At 29.8% G+C, this 15,783-nt stretch carries 14 protein-coding genes and 2 tRNA genes; 3 read left to right on the top strand and 13 right to left on the bottom strand.

Features of this window, described 5'->3' with window-relative positions; all coding sequences use genetic code 11:
• Positions 1–112 precede the first annotated feature (112 nt).
• The 3 genes from BN2409_RS04255 to BN2409_RS04245 all read right to left on the bottom strand — a co-directional run bounded on the left by BN2409_RS04255 (position 113) and on the right by BN2409_RS04245 (position 4,680).
• Positions 113–1,135, bottom strand: coding sequence for a TRAP transporter substrate-binding protein (locus BN2409_RS04255; RefSeq protein WP_053955429.1), 1,023 nt, complete (start codon positions 1,133–1,135; stop codon positions 113–115).
• Between the two features lie 201 nt (positions 1,136–1,336).
• Positions 1,337–2,713 carry a sigma-54-dependent transcriptional regulator gene (locus BN2409_RS04250; protein WP_053955428.1) on the bottom strand — a complete coding sequence of 459 codons (1,377 nt, stop codon included), beginning with the start codon at positions 2,711–2,713 and terminating at the stop codon, positions 1,337–1,339.
• Between the two features lie 5 nt (positions 2,714–2,718).
• The gene (locus BN2409_RS04245; RefSeq protein WP_053955427.1) at positions 2,719–4,680 is read right to left on the bottom strand and encodes an ATP-binding protein; all 1,962 of its coding nucleotides are present in this window, start codon (positions 4,678–4,680) and stop codon (positions 2,719–2,721) included.
• A 466-nt stretch (positions 4,681–5,146) separates the two neighbouring features.
• On the opposite strand from BN2409_RS04245, the gene BN2409_RS04240 reads away from it, so the two are divergent.
• The gene (locus BN2409_RS04240; RefSeq protein ID WP_053955426.1) at positions 5,147–5,545 is read left to right on the top strand and encodes a hypothetical protein; all 399 of its coding nucleotides are present in this window, start codon (positions 5,147–5,149) and stop codon (positions 5,543–5,545) included.
• Positions 5,546–5,669: 124 nt separating this feature from the next.
• On the opposite strand, the gene BN2409_RS17110 is transcribed toward BN2409_RS04240, so the two are convergent.
• From BN2409_RS17110 to BN2409_RS04220, 5 genes are all read right to left on the bottom strand, one after another.
• Positions 5,670–5,748, bottom strand: a tRNA-Ser gene (locus BN2409_RS17110).
• A gap of 177 nt (positions 5,749–5,925) precedes the next feature.
• The gene (locus BN2409_RS04235; RefSeq protein WP_053955425.1) at positions 5,926–6,582 is read right to left on the bottom strand and encodes an RloB family protein; all 657 of its coding nucleotides are present in this window, start codon (positions 6,580–6,582) and stop codon (positions 5,926–5,928) included.
• On the bottom strand, positions 6,566–7,813 hold the full coding sequence (locus BN2409_RS04230) for an AAA family ATPase (RefSeq protein ID WP_053955424.1): 1,248 nt from the start codon (positions 7,811–7,813) through the stop codon (positions 6,566–6,568). The genes BN2409_RS04235 and BN2409_RS04230 overlap by 17 nt, the downstream gene beginning before the upstream one ends.
• Before the next feature lie 200 nt (positions 7,814–8,013).
• Positions 8,014–8,193 (bottom strand): hypothetical protein, encoded by a 180-nt coding sequence (locus BN2409_RS04225; protein ID WP_053955423.1) that lies wholly within the window; start codon positions 8,191–8,193, stop codon positions 8,014–8,016.
• Positions 8,194–8,379: 186 nt separating this feature from the next.
• Positions 8,380–9,564, bottom strand: a complete 1,185-nt coding sequence (locus tag BN2409_RS04220) for a DNA-methyltransferase (protein ID WP_053955422.1) — start codon at positions 9,562–9,564, stop codon at positions 8,380–8,382.
• A gap of 128 nt (positions 9,565–9,692) precedes the next feature.
• Here BN2409_RS04220 and BN2409_RS17605 point away from each other — a divergent pair, with 128 nt between their 5' ends.
• Both BN2409_RS17605 and BN2409_RS04210 read left to right on the top strand, forming a co-directional pair.
• Positions 9,693–9,902, top strand: a complete 210-nt coding sequence (locus BN2409_RS17605) for a PDDEXK family nuclease (RefSeq protein WP_053955421.1) — start codon at positions 9,693–9,695, stop codon at positions 9,900–9,902.
• A 113-nt stretch (positions 9,903–10,015) separates the two neighbouring features.
• Entirely contained in the window at positions 10,016–10,294 is a 279-nt protein-coding gene (locus tag BN2409_RS04210; RefSeq protein WP_110942944.1) for a PDDEXK family nuclease, read from the top strand.
• A gap of 70 nt (positions 10,295–10,364) precedes the next feature.
• Here the strand turns inward: BN2409_RS04210 and BN2409_RS04205 are convergent, their stop codons facing one another.
• The 5 genes from BN2409_RS04205 to BN2409_RS04185 form a co-directional block, all read right to left on the bottom strand.
• On the bottom strand, positions 10,365–11,219 hold the full coding sequence (locus BN2409_RS04205; protein ID WP_053955419.1) for an SIR2 family protein: 855 nt from the start codon (positions 11,217–11,219) through the stop codon (positions 10,365–10,367).
• Positions 11,216–12,244, bottom strand: coding sequence for a ParA family protein (locus BN2409_RS04200; protein ID WP_053955418.1), 1,029 nt, complete (start codon positions 12,242–12,244; stop codon positions 11,216–11,218). The genes BN2409_RS04205 and BN2409_RS04200 overlap by 4 nt, the downstream gene beginning before the upstream one ends.
• 382 nt (positions 12,245–12,626) lie before the next feature.
• Positions 12,627–12,702, bottom strand: a tRNA-Arg gene (locus tag BN2409_RS04195).
• A gap of 57 nt (positions 12,703–12,759) precedes the next feature.
• Entirely contained in the window at positions 12,760–13,932 is a 1,173-nt protein-coding gene (locus BN2409_RS04190) for a D-alanyl-D-alanine carboxypeptidase family protein (protein WP_053955417.1), read from the bottom strand.
• A gap of 262 nt (positions 13,933–14,194) precedes the next feature.
• On the bottom strand, positions 14,195–15,703 hold the full coding sequence (locus tag BN2409_RS04185) for a M1 family metallopeptidase (RefSeq protein ID WP_053955416.1): 1,509 nt from the start codon (positions 15,701–15,703) through the stop codon (positions 14,195–14,197).
• Positions 15,704–15,783 lie beyond the last annotated feature (80 nt).

Raw genomic sequence — 15,783 nt, 5'->3', positions numbered from 1 at the left:
TCTGACTTCTTAAAATGACTCATTCGATAAAGATATTTTTCTCCTTAATATCCTAGTTTGTATCATCATACAAGAAGTAATATATCTATATTACTTCTTGTATTTATTTAAACTAAGGACGTGTTTTTAACCATTTATCAACCATTTCATCTCCAACAATTTTACGTTGATAGTCATATACTGGTTTTACAGCTTCTTCAAATGCCTTTATTTCATCAGGAGTTAATTCATGAACCTCTGCACCTTCATCTATAAATCTCTTTATATAACCTTGCTCTTTAGCAAATTCCTCTTCTCTTTGTTTCTTAGCAACTTCTTTAACTCCTGCTTCCAATACTTTTCTATCCGCTGGATCTAAAGATTCAATCCAGTCTCTTGAACAGATAATTGGGAATGGTGAAGAAGCATGATTTGTTAATGTTATATGTGGAGCAATTTCATGTAGATTAAAATCATTAAATACACCTAGAGAATGATCTAATGCATTAATCTGACCTTGAGATAATGAAGTTACTACTTCTCCCCAAGCCATAGGTGTTGGATTAGCTCCCATAGCTTTCCAAATTTCAATATTTAAATCATTTTGTGCAATACGAACTTTTTGTCCTTTAAAATCAGCTTTTGTTTTATAAATTTTATCTCTACTGATTACTTGTCTCATCCCGTTATAATACATATCTATACAATAATATCCTGAATCTTTTAAAGTTTCATTGAATAACTCTAGCCCACCATTGTCAAAGGTACCCTTTTCCCAAGCCTCAAACGAAGGATATAAATAAGGTAAATCAATACAAGTTGAAGCCGGACCTGCTGCAGATGTAATTGCTGTTGATAAGTCAAACATCATTGTAACCGTTCCTAGTTTAATGCCTGATACTAAATCTGGTGTATCTCCTAATTGTCCATCTGAATAAACCTCTACTTTAAACTTACCAGGTGCTTCTTTTTCTAAATATTCTCCTAAAGCTTCACTCCATTTGTGAGTCGATCTTTGTGATGAATCCGTATGTCCAATTTTGATAACAATTGGTCCATTCTCTGCTGTAGTAGCATCCTTCCTTCCACAACCTCCTACAACACTCATGGTCAACACCAATGTTAGGATAAAAGCTAGCATTCTTCCTTTTCTCATGTTTTTCAATCCTTTCTTTTAATTTTTAACATTCATGATGTTCTCATTATTTTATAATTGCAACTGTCATGCCAATTATTTAAAATCAATTCATAACCTGTAATCTTAGTGTAATGCTTATTTTAAGATAATCAATATTTATATAAAAATAAAAAGTGTGAATTATTTTTCACACTTTCATACTCAACACTGAAAAATTATTCACACTTTTTCCAACTCTATCTTATATTGATTGATCTTATTCCACAATTGTCTTGTGCTTATTTCTAATTCATCTGCTGTTTTGGTAACATTTCCATTATTGTTCTTTAAGGCTTCTAATATAAAAATCTTTTCAAAATTAGCACGAGCCTCCTTTAAGGTCTTTTCACAATTATTATCCATCAATTTTCTCTTTTGAACACAACCTATTGGCATTAATATTTCATTAACTGTAATCACACCATCTTTACTTAATGCTATCATTCTTTCAATGATATTCTTAAGTTCTCTAATATTTCCTGGATAATCATATCCTAATAAAAAACCCATTACCTCGTCATCAATTTTCTTAATTTTTTTCTTTTGATCCATTTCAATTTTTTTAATAAAAAAACGAATCAGTTCTGGCAAATCTTCTCTTCTTTCTCTTAGCGGTGGTATATTCAGCGTCAATGTATTAATTCTATATAACAAATCCTCTCTAAAATCTCCTTCAACGATTTGCTTTGAAAGGTCTTTATTAGTAGCTGAAATAAATCTCACATCTAAATCAATTGTCTTATTACTGCCTAGTCTTTCTACTTTCCTACTTTCTAAAGCTCTTAGTAATTTTCCTTGTGTTACAATAGGCAAATCTCCAATTTCATCTAAGAATAAGGTGCCAAAGTTGGCTTGTTCAAATTTTCCGATTCTAGTGTCAATGGCCCCTGTAAATGAACCTTTTTCATGACCAAACAACTCAGATTCTATGACTCCTTCAGGAAAAACTTGGCAATTTACAGGAACAAAAGGTTCTTGCCTTCTTTTACTTAATCGGTGAATATAATTGGCAATGACCTCCTTACCTACTCCAGATTCTCCTAATAACAAAATGTTAATACCTGTATCCGCAACTCTTTTACACATCTCCAAAAGATTCAAATATCCCTCATTTTTAGACTCGATAAATAATTCAGTTTCATTTTGATTCTTAAGTAGAAATGAACTATGTCGCTCTAATCTATATATTTTAGCTAACCGATCAACTTTCATAACCAATTCTTTTATATCACTGCTCTTAACAAAATAATCGATTGCACCATATTTTATTGAATCAACTGCACTTTCAATGCTCCCAAAGGCTGTCATAACAATTACTTCAACCTCATCGTATTTTTCTTTTATTCTCTTGATCAGCTCAACTCCATCCATAACTGGCATTTTTAAATCCGTAAGTACAAGATTTACGATATTGTTCTCCATATGTTCAAGCGCTTCATGCCCATTAGAACAACTCGCTATATCATATCCAACATCTGAAAGTATTAAAGACAGAACCTTTTGATACTCAATTTCGTCATCTACAATTAGTATTTTATATCCCTTTTTTTTAACCATTTGCACTACCCCTTTATTGGTAAAACTATATCAAACTCTGTACCTTCTCCAAAATTACTTTTTACAGATATCCTTCCATCATTATTGGATATTTCTGTACTAATAATATAGAGACCTAAGCCTGTTCCATTCTCTTTAGTAGAATAAAAAGGATCAAATATGTTCTCAAGCTTTTCCTTTTCTATACCACAGCCATTATCTATAACCTTGATATTTAAATAGTCTTCTTCAATTTTCATTGTTAAGTAGATATTCTTTTTTTCTCTCTCAACACCTTCAAATGAATTAATACTATTATTTATTAGATTAAGCAGTACCATTCTTAGTACATCTTCATTGATTAAAACTGGCTTTGAATGGTTTCCTGTGATCTTGCAGATCATATTGATTTCATTTTGTTCAATATTCTTTTTTTCCAAATCTAGTATTAAACTTACTAAGTTTTCAATATTCACTGATTTTATTTCATCATTTGAAAGCTTTGAAAATCTCAACAAGTTCTCAATAAGCTTGTTAATTCTTGCTACCGAGTCATTTATCACTAATATAGCATGCTCACAAATTTCATTCACACAATACTTTTCAATAATATAACTATAGCTTTTTATTAAGCCTAATGGATTTCTTATTTCATGAGCCAATCCAGCTGATAGCTGTCCAACAGCTATCAATTTAGCTTCCTGTCTAGCCTTCTTTTCATTTAAATACTTTTCTGTATAGTTTTCAATTATAATCATACTTTTATTGCTAGCAATTTTCTGACTAGTAACATAATAATATGCCTTACCTACATTTAATACCTTATTCATTTGATCTTTGTCAACAAAAGGCTCTAATACTTTAAGCTGGTTATAGTCAACCCCTATTAAAGCTTCTCTAGGCATATTCGTTATACTAGTCACTGCATCATTGCATTCCACAATTATACAATCATTTTCTATAACCATAATACCGCTTTGCATGGTATCAATAATCAAACGTAATTCTTCTTTACTCTCAGATAGTTCCTTAGTCTTGGTATTCACTCTTTGAGTAATAACATAATTCCAGCTAGAAAAGATACCTATAATAAATAAAATGCCAATTACTACTTTATAGGCCAACTCAATATTTCTTAAATCAATACTATGAGTGTCAAAATCTCCAAGCCATTTATATTGAGTCTGTGCGATCAAATTTTTTTTCTTTAATTCTAATATACCTTTGTTCAATATATTAAGTAAATAGCTATTTTCTTTTTTAACAGCTAAGCACATCTTTTTCTCATAAAGAGTCGGTTCTAAAAACCTGAAATTTGTACCTCTATTGGTCACATTAAGAAAATGTGCAGCTTCCATATCATCTCCCACAAATCCAACTGCACTATTCTTATTGATTAAAGCAAAGCATTGATAGATATTGTCTACTTCAATGATTTTAACATTACTTTTATATTTAAAATATTTATTTATGCGCCCATCTATATTATCTCTCTCCAATGTGACTAAAGTCATATCCTTTAGATCCTTAATATTTTCTATATTGGAGTTGTTCTTAACTAGTATTTTCACCTTAACAACACAAAGTGGCTGACTTATGTCAAACTCTTTTTTATTCTGATATGTATTTTCCACAACCATGACATCCACTTCATCACTTTTCATTGCATCAAGGAGATAGTCCTTTGATCCTACTTTTAAATGAATATTACTACTTAATTCAATTGCCAACTGGGATAAATAATCTACCATAATTCCAGTATTATAATTATTAAATTCATTAATAAATGCCAAAGGGGGATCATTATAAACCCCTACAATAAAAGGTTTTTTCTTTAACAACTCTTTTTCCTTTTCGCTTAATGGAGTATTGTATTTATAATATTCACGCATCCCCATATTATATCTTAAATTTATGTCTAACTTCCTTATACTAATGAAACCCATAATTAGCAGTATAGTTAAGATTATGATCTTTCTCTTTTTCATAAATCCTCCATAATTGGTTGAACAATAAGTTTTATTTGCAATTCCCCTACCTATTTTTATTCTAACATTATGCTATTTTTTTTACAATTCAATTACATACTTGGATAGTATCCAGATACCTTAGGAAAAAAATCTGCTCTCACTTTCATATATATTGTCATCATCCCTTATAATACAGAACCTCATCTTCCTTGAAATTTCAAGAAAAATGAGGCTTCATAGACTCTTCATTATCCTTATAGAATCTTGTTTTGATATGAGTAACAACATTTTAATGTGACTATTTCAAGCTGGTTTGTTCTTATAACATTCATAGTATTACTAAAGAGACAATGAACTTGTCCCAATACCTTATATAATCCTTTTGCACTATATCCATTTATTAAGGCATATGGTAATATATTCAATGCAATTATAAATAAATCTAACTCCCAAAAACACATCATGTAGAAAGGAATCTAAGCAAATGAAAAAAACATTTAGTATAAAATTAATTAATTTCATACTATGGACAAAATTAATTATCTTATCAAGTATATTTTTATTAAGCTGTCTAGCTTATATGTTAGACACTGAAAGTGAGCTTGTGAAACGAATGTGTTTGCTTAGACCAGAATTTGTTGCTGTATTTCAAGGTTATATTTTTTTTCATATCATTTTAGTTATTTCCACTCTAAGAAGTATTGCTAAAAGATCTTATAAATGGATTTGTTGGTTGTTGGGATTACAGCTCGTAACTCATTTGAAAAATCCTATTATGTCAGTCCTTTTCATCATCTTACTATGCACCGTACTTTTTGGAGAAAAAACAAAAGCTTATTTAAAGTATCCACAAGCATGTATAGATGTAAATCCTATTGAATAAAAAGAGACAGATTCGAAAAATCCTATTGTCCCACCCTAAAAACGAATATCAACTACTAGAAAATCTCCAACAATATAAAAAACCTCATCTTTCTTGAAATTTCAAGAAAAATGAGGTTTTATTTTGGTGCACCCGAGAGGATTCGAACCTCCGACGCACAGTTTAGGAAATTCTGTATCGGTGATTTTTTTCACCGACAATGCAGTGTTTCTGTCTAAGACATCCTTCTAATCCTCCCCCTATCCACGATGCCGAGTGACTGGTTGCTTCCATTTTGACGTCAGTTTGTCAACGTAGTAGGAAAAACTACTGAGAAGAACTTAGAACAAATTGCAACATATAGAAATTACCATTATCTCTTCTTCATTCAAATAATTACTTTACTTAATATAAGGTAATAAAATATTAACCAAATCTTGTACAGTAGTTGCTGGATTCATTTTAGAACATATATTTATTCTATTACATTTATATTCATTCAATAATTTATCACCCCGTTCTATCGCTTTCAAAGTATTATCTCTCATTAATTCAAATATAGTTTTAATATTTTTTTCATATTTGCCATTATTATAATTCAATCTTTTAAAATGACTATCTAATTTACTTTCATAATAATTTCTTGTCAAAGGCGAATTTAACTCCTGGAAATGTAGTAATAACCATAGTTCAAAACTTTCATTTGACCAAGCTATATTTAGCCCTTCGTTCTTTGCTAATTTTATAGCATCATCAAAATCAATATTATCATCTTTATCAAATACTACCCAAACATCACTAAAATTCCCTAAACTTCTTCGCTTTACTGCTTCTTTTACTAATGCACAAGTACTCTTGCCTATTCCTTTTACTTTTAAAGCTATTGGCTGTACTTTTATCCTACCTTTATAATTCTTATTGATTATATCTTTAATGTTTTCAAAATAATTCACCTCTGTTTCAGTACCTTCGGTTATTATTAAACAATACGCCGGAGCAACTTCTCTAGTATTAATTTCCCTACTTCTCTTCTTTCCACCTCTATTTAACTTCCCCATATTCATTCCTCCACATATCAAATCCTCTTAATACAGGAACTGCTCCATATCTCCCAAGTAAGTATTGTTTATTATATGTTGCATCATTTCTAACTTTTGTATTATCTTCTAGCTTTAATTCTGCCAAAGAATATAGATCTGAGACAGCTTCTTCATTTTTTTCAACAAACCATACTTGGTCTCTCCTAAATATTTCTCTAGTCAATGTATAATTATCATGGGTAGTATATATAAGTTGTGCTCCTTTTTTATTAATCTCATCATTATGAAACATATTTATTACATATCTTAGTAATAGAGGATGGAGTTTTGCATCCAACTCATCAACGATTAATGTATTTCCATTTTTTATGGTTGATATAATAAAATTATATAAAGCAAACATTTTTTGAGTTCCACTTGATTCTTCTGTAAATGGAATTTCATATATTGTTTTTTTGTCTTGGGATAAATGTTTTGAAAAAATTTTATATTCATCCCTTTCTTCATCAGATATTTCTTTTTTTTCAACTCTTATTCCATCAATGTTTATATCTACTGCTTTTAAAAATGCTTTCATTCCTTCAAGGTATTCTTCTTCCTCTATATAAGGAGGTAACATTCTAGTTAAAAACATCTCTAACCCAATATCCCCAAAATCTATTATATCTGTATCTAAAAACCACTTAAAAACCTCTTTTGCATACATAATTTTAGCACTTGCTATTATGGATAAAAATAGGGTAGATTCTTCTACTAATTCAACTAGATTTTCTGCACTTTTTAATTTATTACTACACTCTATTTTATCTCCAATTCTTTCAAATAAGGTATCATACTTATTTTTGCTTGTAAAATCTCTCTTATAAAGCCATTCTTCATGAATTTTTTTATCATCTACCGTAAATCCATATTGATATTCATTAGACTTACATCTAAAAAACACTTCAAATTCAGCAGTTTTTTTCCTACTTACATTATCGAATGCAAATCTTTTAATAGGTATTCCTTTCTTTTCACTCTCTCTTTTAAATGATGTTAATACCCACTTACGCATAAACTCAAATGCTTGTATTACAGAACTCTTTCCACTTCCATTTGCACCATATATAGCTGTAACTTTTAAAAATGATTCTTTTTTATTTGTATCTATAAGATTATATGGATGCTCTTTTAATGAAGTCGCTGTCATATCTAATGAAACTTCATCTCTAAAGCCTTTAAAGTTTTTGAAATTGAATTGTATGAGCATTTTACTCACTCCTTTATATTATTATAGTACATTCTATCGCTTTTGTGAATAATTCATGAGATATTTCCTCACTTTTTATTATTGTCTTTCGAAATTTATTTATTCAACTTCATAGTTTTGTATTTCCTCTACATGATTATTTACCCATAAGTATAGCTCCAATTATTCAATATTATCTTCTTTATATTTCCTTGCTAGTGCTAATGCTCTGTTGCAGTCTTGAAAAATATATTTTTTTCTTCAATCTCTTCTGTAAGTCTAAGTAATCTTTGTATCTTTTTTGTATTCTCTTCATTTACATAATTGTACTTGTCCATTAGTTGCTGAAATTCTCTTATGAAAAATTGATTTAGTATTAGTGGTATGTTTTTAGTGAACATACATTTCCCATCCATTTTAATTTGAAATAGAAACACCTCTAACAGAATTTCTGTTAGAGGATTCTCATTAATATTATATATATTTTAATTCCATTTATTTACATTTTATTTGTCTTATTTCCTTTCCTGATGTGTCGTTGACCTATCTCACTAATAGTAGTATTTTAACAACTTACATTAATTATATTATTCTCTTTGATAATCTTCAGGCAACCAAAATCCATTATCTGCTCTCAATTCCCTCTGTTTATTTATAAAAATAGTATTACTTTCTTCAATAAACTGTCCGTATATAGAAGTATCTCTTTCATTATTATTAAATCTATTAATTATAGGATTTAAGCTTCCAATTTCACAGCCAATCCATTTTCTCCTTAATAATTCCGATGCAACATAGGTTGTACCACTTCCACCAAACGGATCAAACACTATATTTCCTTCATTAGTTGTCAATGAAATTACTCTTAAAAGTAACTTTAATGGTAATTCATTTTCTTCTCTATTTTTATGGGACTTATGTCTCACTGGATGTATATCTTCCCATGTATCAGAGATAGTTTGACCATTTATAGGGACATCTCTTTTCTTTCCCCCATAATCATGTATCTCTCCACCACAATGTCTACATGTTTTCATTGGTATTCTCTGCTTATTAAATACATTTACTTGAGATCCCTTAGTATAATAAAGTAATCCATAATGACTTACATTTAATTTGTTAGGAATTGGTGGTGTATATCCTCTAAAGTTAAGTGCTATCCAATGTCTGAAATCAAGATAATTATTCAGAATATATGCTGTTTCAGTTAACCACTTTGGTATATTATAAACAAATAATGCACCTCCTGGTTTTAATATTCTAATACATTCTAATAACCACTTTTCGGTCCAAATTAGATAGCTATCTTCTGATAAATTGTCATCAATCCCTGACTCATATACTTTTGATAAGTTAAAAGGTGGATCTGCAAATATGGTATCTACGCTATTATCGTCCATTGACTGCATTAATTCAATACAATCACTTCTATATAATCGCCCATTTTCAGTAGTAAATTCTGGTCTTAACTCTATTACATCATTTATTTGTGTGTTATTATACTCTTCCAAAAATAGGTGATTATTATCTGAGAGCCAATCAATTAGATCTCTATCAAATATACCAAGCATAATTTTTAATTTTGGTGTATCCACATTAAGATGTTCTTTTATCTTCTCAAGACATGCTCCAATAGGTAGTATTCTCTCATTATTATAATATTCAAGTTGTTTTTTTGGTATTTTAAGTTTTCTCGCTACTTTAACAGCTTCATCGTTATTAGTAATACCTAATATCTTGTAAAGTCTATTTATATGAATAGTGTTTTTCACAATAGTTTCACCTCTCTAAAATTTTAACATATAAACCTATTGATATAAAATACAATTTATGTTAATACCTTCTTAAATGTAATCCTTTATTTTCGTAGTCCTTTTAATAAATACGAGGAGGTATTTTCATGAAAGTTTTAAGAGTAGTTCCCTTAGTAGACATTAATGATGCTTTTAGGGATAATAGAGTTAAACATGTACTAAATGAAATAACAAAGCATATTAATAATATGCAACATCCAAAGAATAGTGGAGCATTTCACTTAAATTTAACTATGAAGGGTAATGGTTTAAAATCTATCAAAGACTCATTCTTTTTTCAGATAATTGGGAATTAGAACATAGACTGAACCTTAGTATTACTCAAAGAAAACCTGGTCCAATTCATGCTACATATCAACTACAAGATGATTCACGAAAATATATTGCAGTAGAGTGAGAAACTGGAAATATATTAGTTTCCCATAGAGCTGTAAATAAGCTTATAGCTGGACTCTTGCAAGACAAATTACTTTGTGGCGTGCTTATCTTGCCGTCAAAAGAAATGTATAAGTACTTAACAGATAGAGTTGGAAATTTTGATGAACTTGAACCTTATTTTCAAGTATGGAACAAAGCAAGATATGATCTTAAGGAAGGTTGTGTTATAATCATTGAAATTGAACATGATGTCTTAACTTCTGATGTTCCAAGAATATTAAAAGGTACAGATGGTAGAGCAAAAGTATAATTTTTTAATCATAAAAGGACTCTATATTAATATTAAGAAAAGGGTGATGCTATGCCTCACCCTATTTTTATTATAGCCTAAACTGATCCACTTCTTTTACCAAAGTTGATATGGCTTGTAAAAAGTTCTCATAATTTTTACCTGTATAGGTTATGGTATTTAAGTTAAATGCATTATTCCAATACTCAGTAATCTGACTTGGATAACTATTTTGTTCAGTTAATATATAATGTGGTGAAGAATCCGCACTTACATGCGAAAGAGCTTCTAGTATTAGATGAATATCTGGATCATTCATGCTATAACCAATGAATAATACTGTATTCGTTAAAAATAAAGCTTCTAATATTTTGTAAAACTGTGGGTTTTCTGTTCTTGCTTTAAAGTATTGTTGGTTAGTAAAAATCATTTTATTAGTATTATCAATAGTGCCATGAGCTTTAATTAATATATTTTGTGGAGCCTTTATGTTTGATATTATTCTTGAAGTATCATGATAATCAGCAACAACAAAATTATCATTATGATAATGTTTATCTAACATCTTATCAAAGTTTGTTGTAACTGTAATTTTACAATTTAGTTTTATTATATCTTTATATGCTGATGATTCTGTATAACCATTTAGCATAAACTGTCTCTTTAAGAATCTTGAATACATTCCAGGGTCTATATTATTATATATACCCTGAAGTGCCATAAGGTAGTTTTTCTGTTTCAACATATTCTCTATAAAACTAATATTTTCTTCAACTGTATGTCCTTTTTTTATCTCATCTAAAAAATTCCTTATGAATTGTTCCCACCCAGGAGGTCTTCTACCTCCTTCATCCACACAAGTCGAAGTTAGTCCAGATCCTATAAATAATATACACCTCTGTGCTGCAATTTCTTCTAGAAGATTTTCAGGCCAGTTAACTATCATCTGTTCACCTCCATATTACTTAAAATTTTCTTTGTAATGGAGTCCATTAATTGACCATACTCTTCAGCAGCTATTGATTGAGCACCTCGTACACCATCAGAATACTCTAACTCAAATATCGGAGCTTTTGAAGTTTGAGATAAAGGTATCAAACTATATAAATATGGAATATCTCCTAATTTTAAATCGTCTAAAGTTAGATTTTCAAAACTATGTATTTGAAGTTTTTCCTTGATTTCATTTGGCATATTTTCTATAACTTCTTCATATGCTCTTATCGCTCTATATCCAGACTTAAATTTACGTTTAACATATTGCTGTACTGAAAACCCAATAAATTTAGTCATTTCATCAGGGTTATGATTTATATTAAATGATTCGTAATCCTCTACTTCGTATTGTCTATGCAAAACTTTCAAAGCATCCTTATATAGTGTTTTCCATGTGTTAAACCATTGACTTAAGTTATCAATGCCCAACAAGCTAAAAATATCAGATCCCATCGGTGTAATAAAATAGTGTGAATTAAGTAAAATACTCCTATTCAATGCTCCTAATGATGGTCCTAAATCAATAATTATATAATCATATTCTTCTTTATAATGATCTTCAAACTGTCTCAACCAATTAGTTACCCTGAACCCTCCAATATCTCCTTCAAAACAAGAAGTCCATGCCTTACTTAATTTCTCTTCAATTATAGATAGTTTAGGATGTCCAGGAATTAGATGAAAATTATATCTAGTATCACTTGTTTTTATTGGAACTTCGTAAAACTGAATATTAGCCTCACCTATAATTATTTTTCTAAAGTAATCATAAATAGTTTTTTCAGTTCTATCAGGACCATAAAATTTTCCCCAATCTTCTTCACGTACTACTAATTGTGTAGAATTTGATTGAGGATCAAGATCCATAAAAAGAATTCTTTTATCTAGTTTTTTAGCAAAATAGCTTGCAATATTAACTGCAGAAGTTGTCTTCCCAACTCCCCCTTTATTATTGAAAAAAGTTATAACTTTCACTTCTGTACCCCCTTATTATACTTACCTATATTATACATTTTTTTATCCCTTAATCAAAATAAAAGTAATATTATAGCTATTTATGTAGTTCTTTCTTAATATTTAGTCAAAATTGTGGTACCTATTTGTCAAAAACGCCGTTATTTATGATATGGTTCAGCTCTAATTATCCTAAATCTCTTTTTGTCACTAAATTTTTTCACTTTAATTCGCTTCTATTAAAATCTCTAACACCCACCAAATTCTCCACGACGTCCTTTTGACGTCGTAACGCCGACCACAACCAAGATTTTTTAGAAACAAATCACAACTAACTAAAAATCCCCCACAAAACAAAAAACCTCACCTTCCTTGGAAAACCAAAGAAAGTAAGGCTATATTTTGGTGCACCCGAGAGGATTCGAACCTCCGACGCACGGTTTAGGAAACCGACGCTCTATCCCCTGAGCTACGGATGCATAGGAATCATTTCTATGATAATCCTATTTTTTATTTTTGTCAAGGATGCCTATAATTTACCACATATTAGAAAAAACACTTGCAAAAATATGAAAAAAGTTTGTAATAAATAGTTTAAAAGAAAGCTTTCTAATGTCTCTATCACTTACCAAATCTGTTTTGATCATCTTTCCATCATAAGTAGTAACTTTTAACTCCCCTATTTTTTGTCCTTTAGATATAGGATAGGGCATTTTCTTCACTAACAGAATTTCTCTATTTTTTCCTATCTTCTCTTTAGGTCCTAATGTCCAAATATCTTCTTTTGCTAAAAGTGTTATGGGAAGCTTTTTTTCTCCCCATAAATGAATTGTTTTTATTTTTTCATTCTTTTTTACTATTCTCTTTTTCACAAAACCTTCTGACCCATATTCTAAAAGCTTTTTGCTTTCTCTAAACCGAGCTTCTTCACTATCCGTCCCTAATACTACTGCAATGAGTCTAAAATCCTTTTCATCCTCACTATTCTTATGAACCTGCATGCTAGATGCAAGACAATATCCTGCTGCATCTGTATATCCTGTTTTAAGTCCATCTACTTGAGGAATAATTTTTAAAAGTTTATTGGTATTTTCTTTATAGAAATCTCTCATAGGATTTTCATAAAATTCTTGATCTGTAAGAGAAAGAATTTCTTTATGATGATCTATAATATACTTTCCTAAAGAAGCAATATCCTTTGCAGTCATTAAATTTCCACCATCTTTTTGGGGCATTCCATTTGGATTGTCAAAATGAGTATCCTCAAGACCAATATCTTTTGCTTTTTGATTCATCATGTTTACGAAGTTTTCCATACTTCCTCCTACATGTTCTGAAATAGCAAAAGCTGCATCATTAGCAGAAACAATCATCATTACTTCTATTAATTCTTTTAGCTTTATTTTTTCAAATGAAACAAGGTGATAGGAAGCTCCTCTTTCTTTAGAGGCTCTTTCACTAATGATCACTTCATCTTCTAAAGAGATCTTTCCCTTTTGAATCTCATCCATAGTTACAAGATATGTCATTAATTTTGTAATACTAGCTGGAGGAAATACTTCTTTTATATTTTTTTCATATAATATTTTACCAGTTTCCTCTTCCATTAATAAAGCTGCTTTCCCTTTTATTTCTATATCCTGTCCATAAGAAAAAGAAATATTAGCTGCTAGAATCATTGCACAAATCAATGCTGTAATTTTTTTCAACTCAATCCCTCCCGCTAGTATTATACCATATAAAATTTATCTATTTATAGGTCCAAACTGTTGATAACTTATATTTTAGAAAAGTCATAAAAATGAGGAACAATTATTGAGAATTTGTGAAAATATAGAATGAGTGAGAAAATGATTAGCATTACACTGTTTGAGCGGAGTGAGTTTGTAATGCTGTTTTCGAGCATTTCTATATATTTTCCAAATTTGAAAATTTAGTGACGAATTTTATGATTTTGTCTACAAGCTTTATCTATTTATAGATCCACTCTTTAAATAAATCCTCCATATTCTCTCCCATAACTTCTTCACATATTTTTTGAAAATCCTTTGTTGTAGCATTTTTAAATTTATAAGTTTCATAGTATTTATTCATCATCTCATAAAATTTTTCTTTCCCGTATTTTTCATAAAGAGAATTCATAAACATAGCTCCCTTATTATATACCAATACTCCATAATCTTCCCATCCCTCAAATTCATCGAGAGGTCTTAAAATCCTTTCATTTTTTATCTTTCCATCTTTTTTGATCATTTCATATTCTTGTTCATTCATATATTTATGATATTCTTTTCCCTTTTGTTTCCCATAGTTTTCTATTGTATAAATAACTTCTGAATAGTTGGTTAAGCCTTCATCTAACCAAGCTTCATCAATTTCATCATTTCCTACGACTCCATACCACCATTGATGAGCTGATTCATGAACAATAACCATTTCTAAATAATCTATATAATTCTCATCATAACAATTTTTATCAATCAATACGATACCAGGGTACTCCATTCCTGATGGAAAATTGGTTTGAACTACAGAATATTGTCCATATGGATACTTTCCATATATTTTATTAAAGGTTTGCAAAGATTTTTGAGCTGCCTTTGTAGCTTGTTTTTTTACATCTTTTTCTATATTTTTATCCTTCAAAAAATACATATTTAAAGTAGTTCCTTCTACCTCTTGATTTTCTACCTCAAATCTATTACTTGTTACAAACGCAAAGTCTCTCATGAGTTTGGCTTCTATTTCCCATTTTCTTTTTTGATCTTTCATTTGATCCTTTATAATATTTCCAGAAGCTGCAACTATATAATCCTTTGGAGTTTCAATATGTACATCATAATTACTTACATCACTATAAAACGGATCTCCAATCACATAATAAGGATCTAAATTCCATCCTGTCTCATCATAAACAGCTGCAATAGGATAAAAATTTCCTAGATTAAAAATATCTTCTCCATATCCAAACCGTTCTCTTGCAGGAGGCAATTTTATGGTATAAGTCATCTCTATAGTTACTTTCTCTCCCGGTTTTAAAGATTTTAATAGAGGAACCTTCATAATCGTATCATCTTTTCCTTCTATCGTATAATTTATCTTTTGATTGTCTATAGATACTTCTTTTATTTTGATTCCACCAAACCCAAATCCATTAGGATATGCCTCTTTGAAATCTTCATCCCAAAATGGAGCTGTCTCTTTCTTTGAAAATACATTAGGATACAAATGAAAATACACTTCGTTCAAAGATATATTTTCTTGGTTTATATACTCGATCCTTTGATTTCCTTTTATGGTTTTATTCTTTGGATCAAAAACAAGATCCATATGATACTGATTGATCTTTTTCATATCTGTTCCATTATAATCCTCTACTATAATAGTAGGTCTTTTTTGTACATCCTCTTTTGTACACCCAGTAAATAACAAAGTAATGATAACCATCCATATCCCAATTTGAAACTCTATTCTTTTCATAACCTTCCCCCCTTACAATTACTTTACTATCATTATATGAATATATAGAAAAAAATAAAAGGCAATGATCGCCTCTTATT

Origin of the sequence: Inediibacterium massiliense (assembly GCF_001282725.1) — a bacterium.
Lineage (GTDB): Bacteria > Bacillota > Clostridia > Peptostreptococcales > Thermotaleaceae > Anaerophilus > Anaerophilus massiliensis.
This window is presented reverse-complemented; position numbering and strand designations above follow the sequence as displayed.

Excerpts from the sequence above, each read along its gene's own strand:
- BN2409_RS04245 (WP_053955427.1), bottom strand. The coding sequence starts at position 4,680 with ATGAAAAAGAGAAAGATCATAATCTTAACTATACTGCTAATTATGGGT.
- BN2409_RS04250 (WP_053955428.1), bottom strand. The coding sequence starts at position 2,713 with ATGGTTAAAAAAAAGGGATATAAAATACTAATTGTAGATGACGAAATT.
- BN2409_RS04230 (WP_053955424.1), bottom strand. The coding sequence starts at position 7,813 with ATGCTCATACAATTCAATTTCAAAAACTTTAAAGGCTTTAGAGATGAA.
- BN2409_RS04240 (WP_053955426.1), top strand. The coding sequence starts at position 5,147 with ATGAAAAAAACATTTAGTATAAAATTAATTAATTTCATACTATGGACA.
- BN2409_RS17605 (WP_053955421.1), top strand. The coding sequence starts at position 9,693 with ATGAAAGTTTTAAGAGTAGTTCCCTTAGTAGACATTAATGATGCTTTT.
- BN2409_RS04205 (WP_053955419.1), bottom strand. The coding sequence starts at position 11,219 with ATGATAGTTAACTGGCCTGAAAATCTTCTAGAAGAAATTGCAGCACAG.
- BN2409_RS04235 (WP_053955425.1), bottom strand. The coding sequence starts at position 6,582 with ATGGGGAAGTTAAATAGAGGTGGAAAGAAGAGAAGTAGGGAAATTAAT.
- BN2409_RS04185 (WP_053955416.1), bottom strand. The coding sequence starts at position 15,703 with ATGAAAAGAATAGAGTTTCAAATTGGGATATGGATGGTTATCATTACT.
- BN2409_RS04225 (WP_053955423.1), bottom strand. The coding sequence starts at position 8,193 with ATGTTCACTAAAAACATACCACTAATACTAAATCAATTTTTCATAAGA.
- BN2409_RS04255 (WP_053955429.1), bottom strand. The coding sequence starts at position 1,135 with ATGAGAAAAGGAAGAATGCTAGCTTTTATCCTAACATTGGTGTTGACC.